The sequence below is a fragment of the Janthinobacterium sp. BJB426 genome (assembly GCF_002735705.1).
Classification (GTDB): domain Bacteria; phylum Pseudomonadota; class Gammaproteobacteria; order Burkholderiales; family Burkholderiaceae_D; genus Janthinobacterium.
The window spans coordinates 38251-52673 of record NZ_PDZL01000023.1 but is presented as its reverse complement, the minus strand read 5'-3'; the positions used below and the strand labels follow the sequence as shown (position 1 = coordinate 52673).

12 protein-coding genes are annotated in these 14423 nt (G+C 64.5%); 6 read left to right on the top strand and 6 right to left on the bottom strand.

Annotation, left to right across the window (positions count from 1 at the left end):
• Position 1 precedes the first annotated feature (1 nt).
• Positions 2 to 724, bottom strand: a complete 723-nt coding sequence (locus tag CSQ93_RS25100) for a response regulator (protein ID WP_077409227.1) — start codon at positions 722 to 724, stop codon at positions 2 to 4.
• Positions 725 to 938: 214 nt separating this feature from the next.
• Between CSQ93_RS25100 and CSQ93_RS25095 the strand changes: the two genes are divergently transcribed.
• From CSQ93_RS25095 to CSQ93_RS25075, 5 genes are all read left to right on the top strand, one after another.
• The gene (locus CSQ93_RS25095; RefSeq protein ID WP_099380385.1) at positions 939 to 2000 is read left to right on the top strand and encodes a porin; all 1062 of its coding nucleotides are present in this window, start codon (positions 939 to 941) and stop codon (positions 1998 to 2000) included.
• A gap of 9 nt (positions 2001 to 2009) precedes the next feature.
• Positions 2010 to 2990 carry a Bug family tripartite tricarboxylate transporter substrate binding protein gene (locus CSQ93_RS25090; RefSeq protein WP_199534508.1) on the top strand — a complete coding sequence of 327 codons (981 nt, stop codon included), beginning with the start codon at positions 2010 to 2012 and terminating at the stop codon, positions 2988 to 2990.
• A 45-nt stretch (positions 2991 to 3035) separates the two neighbouring features.
• Positions 3036 to 4133 carry an ABC transporter substrate-binding protein gene (locus CSQ93_RS25085; protein WP_099380384.1) on the top strand — a complete coding sequence of 366 codons (1098 nt, stop codon included), beginning with the start codon at positions 3036 to 3038 and terminating at the stop codon, positions 4131 to 4133.
• Positions 4134 to 4202: 69 nt separating this feature from the next.
• Complete coding sequence (locus CSQ93_RS25080; protein WP_099380400.1) at positions 4203 to 5993, top strand: ABC transporter permease; 1791 nt, start codon at positions 4203 to 4205, stop codon at positions 5991 to 5993.
• A 22-nt stretch (positions 5994 to 6015) separates the two neighbouring features.
• Positions 6016 to 7089, top strand: a complete 1074-nt coding sequence (locus tag CSQ93_RS25075; RefSeq protein ID WP_099380383.1) for an ABC transporter ATP-binding protein — start codon at positions 6016 to 6018, stop codon at positions 7087 to 7089.
• 48 nt (positions 7090 to 7137) lie between these two features.
• Here the strand turns inward: CSQ93_RS25075 and CSQ93_RS25070 are convergent, their stop codons facing one another.
• The 3 genes from CSQ93_RS25070 to CSQ93_RS25060 are packed head-to-tail and all read right to left on the bottom strand — an operon-like array spanning position 7138 to position 8791.
• Positions 7138 to 7923, bottom strand: coding sequence for a DUF2145 domain-containing protein (locus CSQ93_RS25070; protein ID WP_099380382.1), 786 nt, complete (start codon positions 7921 to 7923; stop codon positions 7138 to 7140).
• 4 nt (positions 7924 to 7927) lie between these two features.
• On the bottom strand, positions 7928 to 8344 hold the full coding sequence (locus tag CSQ93_RS25065; protein WP_099380381.1) for a hypothetical protein: 417 nt from the start codon (positions 8342 to 8344) through the stop codon (positions 7928 to 7930).
• A gap of 24 nt (positions 8345 to 8368) precedes the next feature.
• Positions 8369 to 8791, bottom strand: a complete 423-nt coding sequence (locus tag CSQ93_RS25060) for a hypothetical protein (protein WP_099380380.1) — start codon at positions 8789 to 8791, stop codon at positions 8369 to 8371.
• Between the two features lie 160 nt (positions 8792 to 8951).
• Between CSQ93_RS25060 and CSQ93_RS25055 the strand changes: the two genes are divergently transcribed.
• Positions 8952 to 9695, top strand: coding sequence for a helix-turn-helix domain-containing protein (locus tag CSQ93_RS25055; RefSeq protein ID WP_070219154.1), 744 nt, complete (start codon positions 8952 to 8954; stop codon positions 9693 to 9695).
• A gap of 24 nt (positions 9696 to 9719) precedes the next feature.
• On the opposite strand, the gene CSQ93_RS25050 is transcribed toward CSQ93_RS25055, so the two are convergent.
• Together CSQ93_RS25050 and CSQ93_RS25045 are read right to left on the bottom strand one after the other, a co-directional pair.
• Positions 9720 to 11174, bottom strand: coding sequence for a DUF3999 family protein (locus CSQ93_RS25050; protein ID WP_099380379.1), 1455 nt, complete (start codon positions 11172 to 11174; stop codon positions 9720 to 9722).
• Positions 11171 to 14368, bottom strand: coding sequence for a DUF2339 domain-containing protein (locus CSQ93_RS25045; protein ID WP_233516335.1), 3198 nt, complete (start codon positions 14366 to 14368; stop codon positions 11171 to 11173). Before CSQ93_RS25045 ends, CSQ93_RS25050 begins: the two co-directional genes overlap by 4 nt.
• Between the last annotated feature and the right edge of the window lie 55 nt (positions 14369 to 14423).

Genomic DNA, 14423 nt, shown 5'->3' with positions numbered 1-14423 from the left:
GTCATTTCGGCGCGGCCGGCGCCATGGCGCTGCGCGGCTGCAGCAGGTAGCCGATGCCGCGCAGGGTGGTGATGACGGCGCCGTCGGGCGAACCGCTTTCGACGCCGCTTTCGAGTTTTTTGCGCACGCGGTGGATATACAGTTCGATGGCATCCAGGTTGGCGTCGTCGGCCAGCGCGAAGACTTCGTCGAACAGCTTTTCCTTCGATACGGCGCGCCCCGAGCGCGTGATCAGCGCTTCGAGCACGGCGTGTTCGCGCGGCGTCAGGGGAAAGGGGGCGCCGGCATAGCTGAACATGCGCGTGACGGTGTCGAAACTGAGGGCGCCGCAGGTGTGCACGAGGGCTTCGTTGCCCTGGCTGCGGCGCAGCAGGGCCTTTACGCGCGCTTCCAGTTCGGCCAGTTCGAACGGCTTGGCCATGTAGTCGTCCGCGCCCAGGTTCAGGCCCTGCACTTTTTCATCGAGGCCGCCGCGCGCCGTGAGTATCATGACGGGAGTCTTGCCGCGCGTGCCGCCGCGCGCGCGCAGGCGGCGCAGCACGTCCAGGCCATCCATCTTGGGCAGGGTCAGGTCGAGCAGCACCAGTGAATATTCCTGCGTGTGCAGCAGGGCGTCGGCATCGGCGCCGTTGTGGGCGGTCTCCACCGTCAGGTGCGCGTCGCGCAGGGCCTTTGCCAGCCAGTGCGACAGCTCCAGATGGTCTTCCACTAATAATATGCGCATGGTCTCCGCCATTCGTTTGAATTGATGCAGTGTAAGCCTGCCGGCGCCGCGCCGACAGGGGCGGCGATGAATATGTTTGTCCCCCTTGTGGCTGGCGGACGACACCTGTCAGTCTGAAAGCGAATTGAAAGGATCGCGCTCATATAGTGTGATCCTGATTCATGAAATTGATCAGGCATATCACTAATAACTATATCTAAGGGAGACACGTTACATGAAGAAAACTGCATTCTCGCTGGCCGCCATGGCGGTACTCGCTGCCGCCGGCAGCGCCCAAGCCCAGTCGAACGTCACCCTGTACGGCCGCCTGGACGCCGGCATCAGCAACACCAGCAACGCCGGCCCGAACAAAAGCTCGATGACGCAAGTGAGCTCCGGCGGCATGAATACCTCGCGCTGGGGCATCCTGGGCAGCGAAGACCTGGGCGGCGGCCTGAAAGCCGTCTTCAACCTGGAAGGCGGCATTCTGGTCGACACGGGCGCGGCCGACGGCGCGCTGTTCAAGCGCCAGGCCAATGTGGGCCTGGAAGGCGCGTTTGGCCGCGTCGTGCTGGGTCGCTCGTTCACCACCGTGTACGATTTCGTGCTGCCGTTCGATCCGATGGCGTATGCGCCGTTCTACTCGTGGGCCACTTCGGCTAACGCGACGGGGCCGAGCAAATACGGCATGACGACGGCCTTCGACAACATGGTCAAGTATTCGGGCAAGACGGGCGACTTCAGCTACGGCGCATCGTACGGTTTCGGCGAACAGTCGACGGGCAACTCGGACAGCGCCAAGCTGTCCACGGCCGTCACCTACAAGACGGGTCCTGTCAGCCTGCTGGCCACGTATGAGCAGGTCAACGGCAATGCCATCGCCGGCGGCGCGCGCGACAAGACCACCGTGTACCACCTGGGCGCCATGTATGACGACGGCCCGTGGAAAGTGCAGGCGGCGGCGCGCGACTACAAGCTCGATCCGGCTGCTTCCGGCAAGGCCGACGTGCGCGGCACCCTGTACTGGGGCGGCGTCAGCTACAAGACCACGCCGGTCATCACCCTGACGGGCGTGATCTACTACCAGGACGTGAAAAACGTGGCCGCCAACCTCAATGCCGATCCGATCATGTACGTGGCGCGCGTGCGCTATGCCCTGTCCAAGCGCACCGACCTGTACGTGGCCGGCGCCTACGCCAAGGCCAAGCACAACCAACTGGTCAGCCTGTCGCGTGACGATGCCGGTTTCGGCGACACGCAGCGCGGCCTGATCGCCGGCATCCAGCACCGCTTCTAAGGCCTGACGATGCTGCGCTCCCTGTTCCTGTCGCTGCTGTGCCTGCTGCCCGCTGTTGCGGGGGCGCAGGCGTCCGCGCCGGCCGAGTGCGTGGTGCCGTCCAAACCGGGCGGCGCCATGGACCTGACCTGCAAGCTGGCGAAAAAAGGCCTGGCGCAGGAGGGCGTGGCCGCCGCGGCTGCGGGCACAGCCATGCGCATCAGTTATCTGCCCGGCGGCATCGGCGCCGTGGCCTGGCACTCGATGGGCTCGCAGCGCCGCCGCGCGGAAGCGAACACCCTGGTGGCCTTTTCGGGCGGTTCGCTGCTCAATCTGGCGCAGGGCAAGTTCGGCAATGCCAAGGCGGGCGACGTGCGCTGGGTGGCGGCCTTGGGCGCCGACTACGGCATGATCGCCGTGCGCAGCGATTCGCCCTACAAGACGCTGGGCGACCTGATCGCGGCATTGCGGCAGCATCCGGACAAGGTGCTGATCGGCGTCTCCGGCACCATCGGCAGCCAGGACTGGCTGAAGATGGCGCTGGTGGCGCGCCAGGCCGGCATCGATCCGAAAGTGCTGCGTTTTGTCGCGCTCGAAGGCGGCGGCGAAGTGTTTACGGCGATGCAGGCCGATTATGTGCAGGTGGTCTCGGGCGACACGTCCGAAGCCACCCTGAACGCCAGTGCCAACCACGCGCGCGTGCTGGCGGTGCTGTCGGAGAAGCGCCTGCCCGGCGTGCTGGCCGGCGTGCCGACGGCGCGCGAGCAGGGCGTCGACGTGGTATGGCCGATCATCCGCGGCCTGTGGATGGGCCCACAGGTGCCGGATGCGGATTACCAGCGCTGGGTAGCCACGTTCGAGCGCGCCATGGCCACGCCGCAGTTCGCCGAGTGGCGCGCGCAGGCTGGCCTGTATCCATTCGCCCTGACGGGGCCGAAGCTGACCGCGTATGTCAGGAAGGCGGTCGACGAGTATGCCAGGCAGGCGAATGAGCTTGGCCTGATGCGCTGAACGACCTCATATTAAAAAAACCTATTCATAGACGGAGACAACCCCATGCAAACCAAGACCCTGCTTCAAGTCGCCCTTGCCACCGCGTTTGCCAGCCTGGCCGGTGCCGCTTTCGCCCAGGTACCGGCAGGCTATCCGGCCGACTACCAGAAGATCATCGACGCTGCCAAGAAGGAAGGCAAGGTGGTGATCTACAGCGCCACCGACAGCAAGGCCGCCGCGCCGCTGATCAAGGATTTCAGCGCCCTGTATCCCGGCATCTCGGTCGAATACAACGACATGAATTCCACTGAAGTGTATAACCGCTTCATTTCCGAAGTGGCCGCCGGCGGCAACACGGCCGACGTGATGTGGTCCTCGGCGATGGACTTGCAGATGCGCCTGGCCTCCGATGGCTACGCCCTGAAATACAAGTCGGTCGAAGCGGCCAAGATCCCCGGCTGGGCCATGTGGGACGACCAGGCCTATGGCACCACGTTCGAGCCGGCCGCCATCGTCTACAACAAGCGCTTGCTCGACCCGAAGGAAGTGCCGAAGAACCATGACGACTTCGTCAAGCTGATCGCCACGCCGAAGTTCAAGGACAAGGTCACGACCTACGACATCGAAAAATCGGGCGTGGGCTTCATGTTCATGTCGCAGGACGCGAAAGAATATCCGCAATTCCTGGCGCTGCAAAACGCGTTTGGCACGGCCAAGGTGCGCGTGCAGTCGTCGACGGGCACCATGATGGAGCGCATTTCATCGGGCGAAAACCTGATCGGTTATAACGTGCTGGGCTCCTACGCCCTGGTGCGCGCCAAGACCGACCCGTCGATCGGCGTGGTGCTGCCCAAGGATTACACCCTGATCCTGTCGCGCGTGCAGTTCATCAACAAGAACGCGAAGAACGTCAACGCCAGCAAGCTGTGGCTCGATTACATCCTGTCGCACCGCGGCCAGACCATCATCGCGAACGGCGCCAAGCTGTTCGCCATCCGCGCCGACGTCACGGGCGAGACCACCTCGGCGGACCTGATCAAGGAAATCGGCGCGGCCAATGTCAAGCCGGTGCCGGTGCATCCGATCATCCTGCAATTTTTGGGACCAGCCAAGCGCATGGCTTTCCTCAAACAATGGAAAGAGACAGCCGGCAAGAAGTAACGCCGTCCTGGCCGTCCGCAGGCGCGTGCCAGCGGACGGATGCCGTACCCTTCATTCATTGGATTCATCATGCAAACTGCTATCTTGCCGCTGCCTGCACGGTCGCGCTCTCCCTTGTCGCGCCTGAACTGGCCGCGCGGCGTGGTCGTGGCGATCACCCTGGTCGCCATTTTCCTGCCGCTGTTCCTGATTTTTTACCAGAGCTTTTTGAACGCGCCCTTTTTCATGCCGGTGCGCGAATTCGGCTTTGATTCCTATCGTTTCATCTTCGATGATCCCGACTTTTCGATGGCCTTCAAGAATGGCCTGATGCTGGCCTTCGGCCTGACCGTCATCGCCGTGCCGCTGGGCGGCATGCTGGCCTTCCTGATGGTGCGCACGGATTTGCCGGGCCGCGGCTGGGTGGCGCCCATGCTGCTGGTGCCGATCTTTGTCTCGCCGATGGTGATGGGCTTTGGCTACGTCGTGTCGATGGGGCCCGTGGGCTTCTATTCGATCTGGGCCAAGGAGCTGCTCGGCTTCGTGCCCTGGAATATTTATTCTTTCACCAGCATCGTCATCATCGCCGGCCTGACGCACGTGCCGCACGTCTACCTGTATGCGTCGTCGGCTCTGAAAAGCCTGGGCTCGGACGTGGAAGAAGCGGCCCGCGTGGCTGGCGCCTCGCCGATCCAGGTGATGCTCAATGTGTCGCTGCCGATGATCATGCCGGCGCTGGCGTATGCGGGCGTGCTGGTGTTCTTCCTCGGCTTCGAAGTGTTCGGCCTGGTGCTGGTGCTCGGTGATCCGGAAGGCCACCTGGTGCTGCCGACCTATCTGTACAAGCTGACGAACAAGCTCGGTACGCCGTCGTACCATCTGATGGCCGCCGTCGCCGTCTGCCTGGTGATGGTGACGATGCCGCTGGTGATGATACAGCGCTGGCTGCTGAAATCGGCCAACAAATACGTGTCGATCAAGGGCAAGGGCGCGCGCAGCAAGGCCATGCCGCTGGGCCGCTGGAAGTGGCTCGCGTTTGCCTTGCTGGCAGGCTGGCTGATCTTCACCATCATCCTGCCATTGACGGGCATCGTGCTGCGCTCTTTCGTGCAGTACTGGGGCGAGGGCGTGCACCTGGCCGATGTATTGACCTTGCAGCATTTCCGCGATATTTTCGACCAGCCATCGCTGGTGCGCGGCATCGTCAACACCATCCTGATCGGCGTCGTCGGCGGCGCGCTGGCCGTGGGCTGCTACAGCTTCATCGCGCTGGCCATGCACCGCAAGCAGGACGGCATCACGCGTCTGCTCGACTACAGCGTGCTGGTGCCGCGCGCCGTGCCGGGCCTCCTGGCCGGCCTGTCGTTCCTGTGGGTATTCCTGTTCGTGCCGGCCTGGCTCGACGGCATATTGAAGGGCATGGACAACGGCGTGGCCCTGTGGCTGAGTGGCCATGTGATCCCCGTGCTGCGCGAAGTGCGCTCGACGATCTTCGCCCTGTGGCTCGCGTATTCGGTGGTGTGGATGGCCTACGGCATGCGACTCATTTCGACAGCGCTGCTGCAGGTGGGGCCGGAACTGGAAGAGGCGGCGCGCGCCGTCGGCGCCAACCGCGGCCAGGTGACGCGCGACGTGACCCTGCCGCTGATCAAATACGGTTTGCTGGGCGCCTGGCTGATGGTGTTCCTGATCTTCGAGCGCGAATATTCGACGGGCGTGTACCTGCTCTCGCCGGGCACGGAAGTGATCGGCGCCATGCTGGTGTCGCTGTGGGCGGGAGGCTCGACCGACCTGGTGGCGGCGCTGTCCTTCATCAATATCACCCTGGTGGCCATCGGCCTGGGCATCGCGCTGCGCTTCGGCGTGAAGTTGCATAACTAAATACAAAGACTGAGACCACATCATGAATGAATTGACTGTCAATGAGCTGTACCTGGACTACGGCACCGGCGCCTCCGCCAACCAGATCCTGAAGGGTGTCTCGATGCACCTGAAAAAAGGCGAAGTGGTCGCCTTGCTGGGGCCTTCGGGCAGCGGCAAGACCACCTTGCTGCGTGCCGTGGCCGGGCTGGAAAGCCCGAAGGCGGGCACCATCCAGATCGGCGAGCGCAATGTCTACGATGGCGCGAAACACTTCGAGATGCCGGCCGAGCATCGCAACCTGGGACTGGTGTTCCAGTCGTATGCGCTGTGGCCGCACAAGACCGTCTTCGACAACGTCGCCTACGGCCTCAAATTGCGCAAGATGGGCAGCACGGAGATCGCCGCGCGCATCAAGGAAGTGCTGACGCAACTGGGCCTGGGCCACCTGGGCGAGCGCTATCCGCACCAGCTGTCCGGCGGCCAGCAGCAGCGCGTGGCGATCGCCCGCGCGCTGGTATACAACCCGCCCGTGATCCTGCTCGACGAACCGCTGTCGAACCTGGACGCCAAGCTGCGCGAGGAAGCACGCGCCTTCCTGCGCGAACTGATCGTGCGCCTGGGCCTGTCGGCCCTGATGGTGACGCATGACCAGGGCGAGGCGATGGCCATTTCCGACCGCATTCTGCTGCTGAATAACGGCAAGATCGAGCAGCAGGGCACGCCGCAAAGCATGTATGAAACGCCGGACACCCTGTTCACGGCCGAATTCATGGGCAGTAACAACCGCCTGCCAGGCAAGGTGGTGCAGCGCGAAGGCAATCAGGTGCGCCTGCTGGTCAATGGTGCGTCCATGGAGGGCGTGGCGCGCGGCGCCAACGTGGGCACGGAAGTCACCACCATGATCCGCGTCGAGGAAGTGAAGATCAGCGCCACGCAGGTCGACAACGCCATCGAGCTGCCGCTGCTGACCTGCATGTACCTGGGCGACCGCTGGGAATGCCTGTTCGAACGCGGCGGCGCCGAGAACATCAGCCTGCGCGCATATTCGCGCCACAAGCTCGAAGCGGGCAAGTACTGGCTGCACATGCCGGCAGACAAGCTCTGGGTGTTTTAACGGTGACGAGGTGGCCATCCTGGCCACCTCGCCCATGCTGCCACGTCCTTAATTCCCCCGCACCACGATTTCCTGCACTTTCGGTTCGCGCTGGCGCATGAAGCGCACGATGGAGTCGACGGTGACGACGTCGATCTGGCGCGTCATGCGGCGCTCGAACGGGTGGTCGTCGAAGGCGATATTTGCGCGGAACATGCGCGCGCCCAGGCGCGTGGCGGCGGGTATGCTCAGCGTTTGCGGCGCGTAGCTGGCGCTGCGCAGCCAGCCTTGCGCTTCGGCGCGCGTTTCTATCTTGCCGGGCTCGTTGCTGGCGGCGGCCAGGGTTTCCAGCACCCACTGGTTCGAATTCTGGTACTTGGTGGAAAACGGGTAGGCCAGCATATTGTAGTGCGCCTCATGCAGGCGCTTGGGCGTGTTCGACGTCAGCAGGCGCACCAGTTGCTGCTGCGTATCCTGACCCGGAATCAGGATCATGCTTTCATATATGAACACATCGTCCATGAAGAAATTGCCCAGGCCTTCGTTGTACAGCGACGATTGCGCCGTGCCGCACTCATTGAGTTCATGCACTACCAGCCAGCGGCCCTTCGGGTGGTCGCGCCAGGCCAGCGCCATGTGCGAATAGCGCAAATTGTACTTCGACAGGTCTTGCCCGGCGCGCGCCAGCAGCGCCACCTGCGCGCCCGAGCCATCGAGCGCTTGCAGTGTCTTTTGCGCCAGGTCCATCGATTTGACGAGGGTGGTCGCATCCGTTTGCTTTTCCTCGCACGAGCGTCCCGCATGGGCGGCGCCGGCCAGGGCCAGGCTGATGATCATGGCAGTCAGGCGTTTCATGGGTTTACGCTTTCGAATGGTGGAGGATGGCATTGCCGGCCGCATTCGGCACATAGGCGATGGCCTTGCCCGACAGCACCAGCATGTGGCCCGTCGAGACGGCCACCACCTGGATGGCCGTGCCGGCCGCCAGCGACAGGCCCTGCGTGGCCTTCTGGCTCAGCTTGACGGAGGCCGTGGCCGCCTGCGAGGCGCCTTTGGCAGCGCTTTTCAGCACGAGGACGCTGCCGTCGGCCACGTCTTCCACCTTGTCGATGATGATTTCACCGGCGGCGGCCAGCACCGACATGGAGCCGACGAGCACGATGGCCGACGCCATGCTGGCGTTGTCGGACGCGTTGGTGGTGTCGGAGTTGGCGGCCTGGGCCAGTGGACCCAGGGTGGCGGCGCACAGCAGGGCGGTGGCGAGCAACTGTTTCATGGAATGTCCGTTCTTCATTGGTGGTTACACTTTGGAGTGGTGCAGCAGCGCCTTGCCCAGTTCGTTCGGGATGAAGGCGATGGCCTTGCCTGAAAGAACCAGCATATGGCCGGTGGACATCGCCACCACGTTGACCACGGTGCCGGCCGCCAGCGACAGGCCCTTGGCCGCTTGCCCACTCATCTGGATGGATGCGCCGCCCGCTTCGGAAGCGCCCTTGAGCACGATGACGATGCCTTCGCCCACTGTTTCCACGCTGGCGACGACCACCTGGCCGGAGGCGACCAGCATCGACATGGAACCTGCGACGACGATGGCGGAACCCTGGCTGAGATTTTGCGAGCCATTCGACAGATTCTCGGAGGCGGCGGCGTGGACCAGGCCGGGAGCGGCCACGGAGAGCGTCAACAGCGACAGGGACAGGCAGAGGGGCAGCAGGCGTTTCATGTGTTTCTCCTTCAAGTGTGCCAAGTGGCAACGCCATCATTGTAGACTGTGGGCAATTGGTCAATGAAAACGCTACTCGTAGCGGGCAGGCATACCGCAGGTAGCGTATAGCGCTACTTTTTTGCCGCTGGAACCGATGCTATTTATATAAAGGAAGTGCATGCCGCAAACCCACGCCTTGATCGAAGCCTTGAAACGCCTGTTGAAAGCGCGTTCCGTCACGTATGCCGAGCTGGCCCAGCGCATCGGCGTGTCCGAAGCCAGCGTCAAGCGGATGTTTTCGCAAAAGCAATTTACCCTGCAGCGCCTGGACCAGATCCTGGTGGCCATCGGCAGCGATTTCCAGCAACTGGCGCTGGCCGTGCAGTCAGCCCAGGCCGCGCCCACCCTGATCACGGGACTGACGTATGCGCAGGAAAAGGAAATCATCGAGGATACCCGGCTGTTCGTGGTAGCTGTCTCTGCCCTGAACCTGCTGCCGCTGGAACAGATCGTCGCCATCTACGACATCAGCGAGGCGCAAGCCGTGAAATACCTGCTGCGCCTCGACAAGATCGGTTTTTTGGAACTGCTGCCGAATAACCGGGTCAAACTGCTGGTGGCACGCACGTTTGCGTGGATACCGAACGGTCCCATTCACACGTATTTCAAAAAGGAAGCTTATGGCGACTACTTGAATTCGCAATTCGATGGCGAGACGGAATTGCTGCGTCTGGTGAACGTGATGTTGTCGAAAAAATCCACGGCAGCCTTGCTGGAACGCCTGAAACAAGTGGCGGTGGAATTCTCGCAGCAGCACCAGGAAGACGCGCGCCTGCCCGGCGATGAGCGCCTGGCCATCAGTTTCATGCTGGCGGCGCGGCCGTGGATGCCGCAGACGTTCAAGGCGTTGCTGCGGCAGTGAGGCAGCCATATTGCGGGCAAGCGGCTATTGCTCCTGCTTGTCGGTACTGCCTTGTTCCTGTTTCATCTGCGTCAGCAAACGCCAGGCAAAAAAGCCCAGCACGCCCACGCCCAGCAGCAGTGCGCCCCACAGCGCGGCCAGGCGCCACGTTGTCCCGTCCTTGGTGACGCGTGCGGGCGCAGCCACGCTCCCGTTGGGTTTGAGCGGACCGGCGCTGGCCGTCTTGAGCGCCAGCAATTCGTCCGCCCTGAAGCCGGGCGCCACTTGCGCCAGCGGTTGCGCCACGGCGGCGGCGTTGCGGTTGCCGAACGCCAGCTGATAGGGCGGCTTGCCGCTGGCCAGGAAGACCACGGTGGCCGGTGTCCAGCCCAGGCGCATGGCGGGCGCGTCGCTGGCGGAGAGCGCGAGATCCGTGGCCGTCAGCAGCACCCATTCGCCCGTTTGTGTGACGGGCATGGTCAGGTCGCCCGAGACCCTCTCCTTGCCATCGAGGCCGATGCGGTAAAACGTTGTGCTCAGCAGGGGATCGAAATAGGCGCCTTGCGCGGGACGCGCCTGGTGGCGCAGGTGTAGCCGGTGCCGGGGAATATAGCTGCTTTGGCGATACACGCCCAGGGTCACGGGCAGCACCACATTGTTGTGCGTCAATTGCAGGGCGATGCTGTCGGCGGGGATGGCGAGGGGAGTGGCGTAGCGCCATTCATTCGCCTGCTTGCCGGGCAAGCCTTGCAGCACGATGGAGGCGCGCAGCGGGGCGATGTCCGTTTCGCTGACGGCTTGCGCCGTAATCGCCGCAAAGGCCAGCGGCTCGCCCGCTTGCCAACTCAGGCGCGCATAGCGAAACGCGCGCGGCGCAAAGGCGATGCTGTCGTTGGCCAGGGTCTGCGTGTCGCTGTTGCTGAGCCAATTCAGGGTGGTGGTGCCGATGGCGTCCCATTGTTTCAGGTCATCGCTCACTTCCAGCAGCACTTGCGCACTGTAATTGTCCGTGCGGGCCGGCGGCGTGAAGCGCAAGGCGGCGATGCGCTTGTCTTGCGTTTGCTTGCCCAGGTCGAGGATCAGCGCTTGCAGCGCCGCCGTGGCCGCTGCCGTGCCGGCGCGCGTGCTGACCGACAGCAAGCGGCCATCGTCGGCCGTGCGGATATCGATGCCTTGCATGCCATCGCCAGTTGCTGGCGCGCCCGTCACGGGGAAAATGCGGGCGGGAACGCTGCTGCGCTGCGTGGCCGATTGCGCGGGCGGCGCGCCGATGGCATAGGCCAGGCGCTTGCCGTCGGCGTCGAATAGCCGAACGTCGGCCAGGTTGGCCGAGCTGGCGTGCAGGTAAACGTCCCTGGGCAATGTTAGCTGCACGATGCCGGCGCCTGCCGGCGACTGGATGGGCATGCTCCAGGCATAGTCCTGCGGCCGGTCCTGGCCAGGTGCGGCCAGCGCGGTGCCTGCCACCAGCAGGCCGCAGCAGATCAATGAGGCTTTCATGCGGCTCCTTGTTGCGGTTCGGCTGGCGCTGGCGCAGCAGCCTTGGGGAAGGGGGCCAGGTAGCCGATCAAGACCATCAGCAAACCGACACCGACGAAGGAGACGATGCGTTCGATGCCGCCCACGTTCGACAGGTCGATCAGGAACAGTTTCAAGACGACTAGGCCCAGCAGCACGGCGCCCAGGCTCCATTGCTGGCGCCGCTGCTGGCGCGCCGCGTGGCGCATCAGCAGCAGGGCCGTGATGCTCCACACCAGCGACAGCATCGCTTGCACGAACTGCGAGGCCAGCATGGCGTCAAAGGTATACGGCACGCCCAGGTAATGCGACACGGTGCGCAGCAGCATCAGGTTGAACCAGGCATACAGCAAGCACACGGCCACGACAGGCAGGCGCGTTTGCCACACGGCGGGCAGCGGGATCTGGCCGGCCGGGAATAAACGGTAGCTGGCAATGGCCAGCAGGACGGCAAAGCCCGTACTCAGGTCCAGCGGATTGAGCAGCGGCAAATAGGGCAGGGGTGCCATGGCGCCGTTGTCGAAAATGTTCCATGCGGCGATCAGCAGCAGCGACCATGCCGCCGCCAGCGGTATCAGATAACGCTGGTACCAGTCTGCAATCGGCGCCACCGGCCAGGCGTTCGCGCGGCAGCGGCGGATCAGCAGGGCCAGTGCCAGCATCATGGCCCAGGCCGGCAAGTAACGGGCCCAGGCAGGGCTGACGCTGTCTTCATGCTGTGCCAGCCAGGCGCTGACCTGGATGGCGCCCACGGGCCACAGCATCAACCAGGGCGCGGCCGTGCGCAGCGTATGCAACAGGCGCAGGGCACGCACGTCGAGTTGCCAGCCCGCTTGCGGCCAGGCCCGCAGCAGGTATTCGCCGGCCGCCAGGGCGCTGGCCAGGGCCAGCCAGCTCAAGCCGGTCGGCAGGTAATCGCGCAGGTACAAGGCCAGCAGCATGTGGGCGCTCCACAGGCCCAGGCCAAGCCAGGCGGCCACGCTGAGCCAGCGCAGTTGCGGCCAGTCGAGGCGCCGCGCCAGGATGGCGAACGCGGGCGTCGTGACGCAGACGGCGATCAGGTACAGCGCCAGCCAGTGTTCGCCCGCGTGCGGTTGCAGCCCCAGGTCGCCGTCGATCAGGCGCAGCAGCCAGCTGGTGAAGGGCACGAGGATGGCGGCAAACCACAGCAAGCCGCTCCACACCAGCAGGGGGCGCGCCACCAGGGCCAGCAGCTCGTCGCCGCCGCGCGCGCGCAGCGCAAGGAAACGCGCGCTGGCAAACGCTGCGGTACCCAGCAGCAGGGCGCTGAGGAAGGAACCGTCGAACAGGCTGGCCGGATGCTGGTCCCAGGCCCAGCTGGCGCGGCTGAGCAATATCATGCCGGCCAGTACCTGCACGGCCAGCAGCAGCGCGCGCGGCGCATGCCATTGCTCGCGTTGCGCCAGCGCCGCCAGCAAGGCTGCCACTGCCAGCGCGCTGACGGTCAGCAGGTTCAGTTGCGTGGCAGCATCCGTGCGCAGCAGGATTTCATTCCACACGCCGCCCAGCAGCCAGACCGTGGCGGCCGTCAGGAACAGCACGGACAGACTGCGCATGAACTCCGGATGCAAGTGGCTGCCGTGACGGCGGAAATTGAAGGCCATCACCAGCGCGGCGGCAGCCAGCAGCAGGCAGCCGAGCCAGAGGTTGGCCTGCATGGCCCTAGCCGCATCGAGCCCCTGCAGGATGAACAGGAAGGAGATCCATGCACCCGCCTGCACCAGCAAGCCGAAGGCCCAGGCCAGCGTCTGGCGCTGGCGCAAGCCGACCCAGACGATGCCCGCGCCTTCCAGCGCCCAGGCGGCGGACGTCCAGCGGCCATCTAACGCAAACGGGATGGCCAGCGTGCCAAACACCACGCCCAGCGCCAGGAAGGCTTCGGCCAGCAGTTTGAAACCGTTCCTGCGCCACAGGGTCACGGCCAGTCCCGTGTAGGTCAAGCCGGCGAGCAGCGCGGAAAACGCCAGGCCGAAGTCAAAGTGCCGCACCAGGCCGTATTGCAGGCCCATGGCCGCCAGCGGCGTGCCGAAGACGAGGGTGCCATCCACGTAATGCTTGAGGCGCGGCGCCTGGCGCGCGCAGTAGGCAATCGCGATGCCGATATAGAACAGCACGAACAGGATCAAAAACAGTTGCGTCGACAGGTAGTGTTCGGGCGTGTAGCGCAGCAGGCCCCAGGTGGTGGCGACGACAAAGGTAAAGCCAAAGCTCAGCACATTCAGGACGCGCCAGGCGCGTTTCAGGGCGATGGCGAAGACGCCTGCATTGAGCAGCGCGTAATAGCTGAACAGGCCGATATGGTTGCCGCTGCCCGTCGACACGAGCAGGGGCACGGCAAAGCCGCCGACGATGCCGAAGACGGCCAGCCAGACGGCGTTTTGCAGCACGGCCAGCAAACACGTGAATGCCGTCAGCACGAACAGCACGGCAAACGCCAGGCCGGCCGGGATCAGTTCATACAGGCGGAAGGCGCCAAACGTCACCAGCATCAATATCGCCAGCGCCGTGCCCTGCAGCGGCAAGCTGATGCCGGGACGGCTGAGGCGGATGCGCCAGGCCCAGGCCAGCAGGGCGATGTCGGCCAGCACGATGCCGGCCAGGCGCAGCTCGATGGGCAGCGTGACCTGCGCCGACACGTATTTGAGCAGGAAGCTGACGCCGAGGAAGAGGATCAGCAAGCCCAGCTTGGCAACCAGGTTGCCGGTAAACAGCCAGTTCTTGGCCTTGGCAACGAGGCCATCCGGGTGCGCGATCCAGGACGGGGTGTTGGGGACGGCGGGAGCGGGCCTGGCCGGAACCGGCGGGGCTGGCTTCGGCGGCACGGGTGCAGCTGGTGCGGGCGCTGCAGCCGGCGCGACCTTCGCCACCTCGGCCACCTTGATCGCTGCCGCTTGCGGCACGGGGGCGGGCGTCGGCAAAGGCGCCGGCGCTGCCACGGGCGCCACGCTAGCGGGCGCGGCGGGTGCGATGGGCACGGCGGACGTGCCGGCCGGCGCGTCGGCCTGGCCTTCCAGCGCTCGCAGGCGCTGCTGGATGGCGTCGACTTCCTTGCGCAAGCGCGCCGTCAGCAATTCCAGATCCGCTACTTTCCGGCGGTGCTGCAGCACCAGCACGAAGGCGGTGACCAGCAAGGCCAGGATGGTCAATGATGTCATTCCAAACATGGAGGCAGCTTTCCGGGAGGGGCGGGCAGGGGCGCCAGCGGTATGC

Bases quoted from the DNA above. Each gene is read 5' to 3' on its own strand.
- CSQ93_RS25100 (WP_077409227.1), bottom strand. From the start codon at position 724: ATGCGCATATTATTAGTGGAAGACCATCTGGAGCTGTCGCACTGGCTG.
- CSQ93_RS25055 (WP_070219154.1), top strand. From the start codon at position 8,952: ATGCCGCAAACCCACGCCTTGATCGAAGCCTTGAAACGCCTGTTGAAA.
- CSQ93_RS25080 (WP_099380400.1), top strand. From the start codon at position 4,203: ATGCAAACTGCTATCTTGCCGCTGCCTGCACGGTCGCGCTCTCCCTTG.
- CSQ93_RS25085 (WP_099380384.1), top strand. From the start codon at position 3,036: ATGCAAACCAAGACCCTGCTTCAAGTCGCCCTTGCCACCGCGTTTGCC.
- CSQ93_RS25090 (WP_199534508.1), top strand. From the start codon at position 2,010: ATGCTGCGCTCCCTGTTCCTGTCGCTGCTGTGCCTGCTGCCCGCTGTT.
- CSQ93_RS25050 (WP_099380379.1), bottom strand. From the start codon at position 11,174: ATGAAAGCCTCATTGATCTGCTGCGGCCTGCTGGTGGCAGGCACCGCG.
- CSQ93_RS25045 (WP_233516335.1), bottom strand. From the start codon at position 14,368: ATGACATCATTGACCATCCTGGCCTTGCTGGTCACCGCCTTCGTGCTG.
- CSQ93_RS25065 (WP_099380381.1), bottom strand. From the start codon at position 8,344: ATGAAACAGTTGCTCGCCACCGCCCTGCTGTGCGCCGCCACCCTGGGT.
- CSQ93_RS25070 (WP_099380382.1), bottom strand. From the start codon at position 7,923: ATGAAACGCCTGACTGCCATGATCATCAGCCTGGCCCTGGCCGGCGCC.
- CSQ93_RS25060 (WP_099380380.1), bottom strand. From the start codon at position 8,791: ATGAAACGCCTGCTGCCCCTCTGCCTGTCCCTGTCGCTGTTGACGCTC.
- CSQ93_RS25095 (WP_099380385.1), top strand. From the start codon at position 939: ATGAAGAAAACTGCATTCTCGCTGGCCGCCATGGCGGTACTCGCTGCC.
- CSQ93_RS25075 (WP_099380383.1), top strand. From the start codon at position 6,016: ATGAATGAATTGACTGTCAATGAGCTGTACCTGGACTACGGCACCGGC.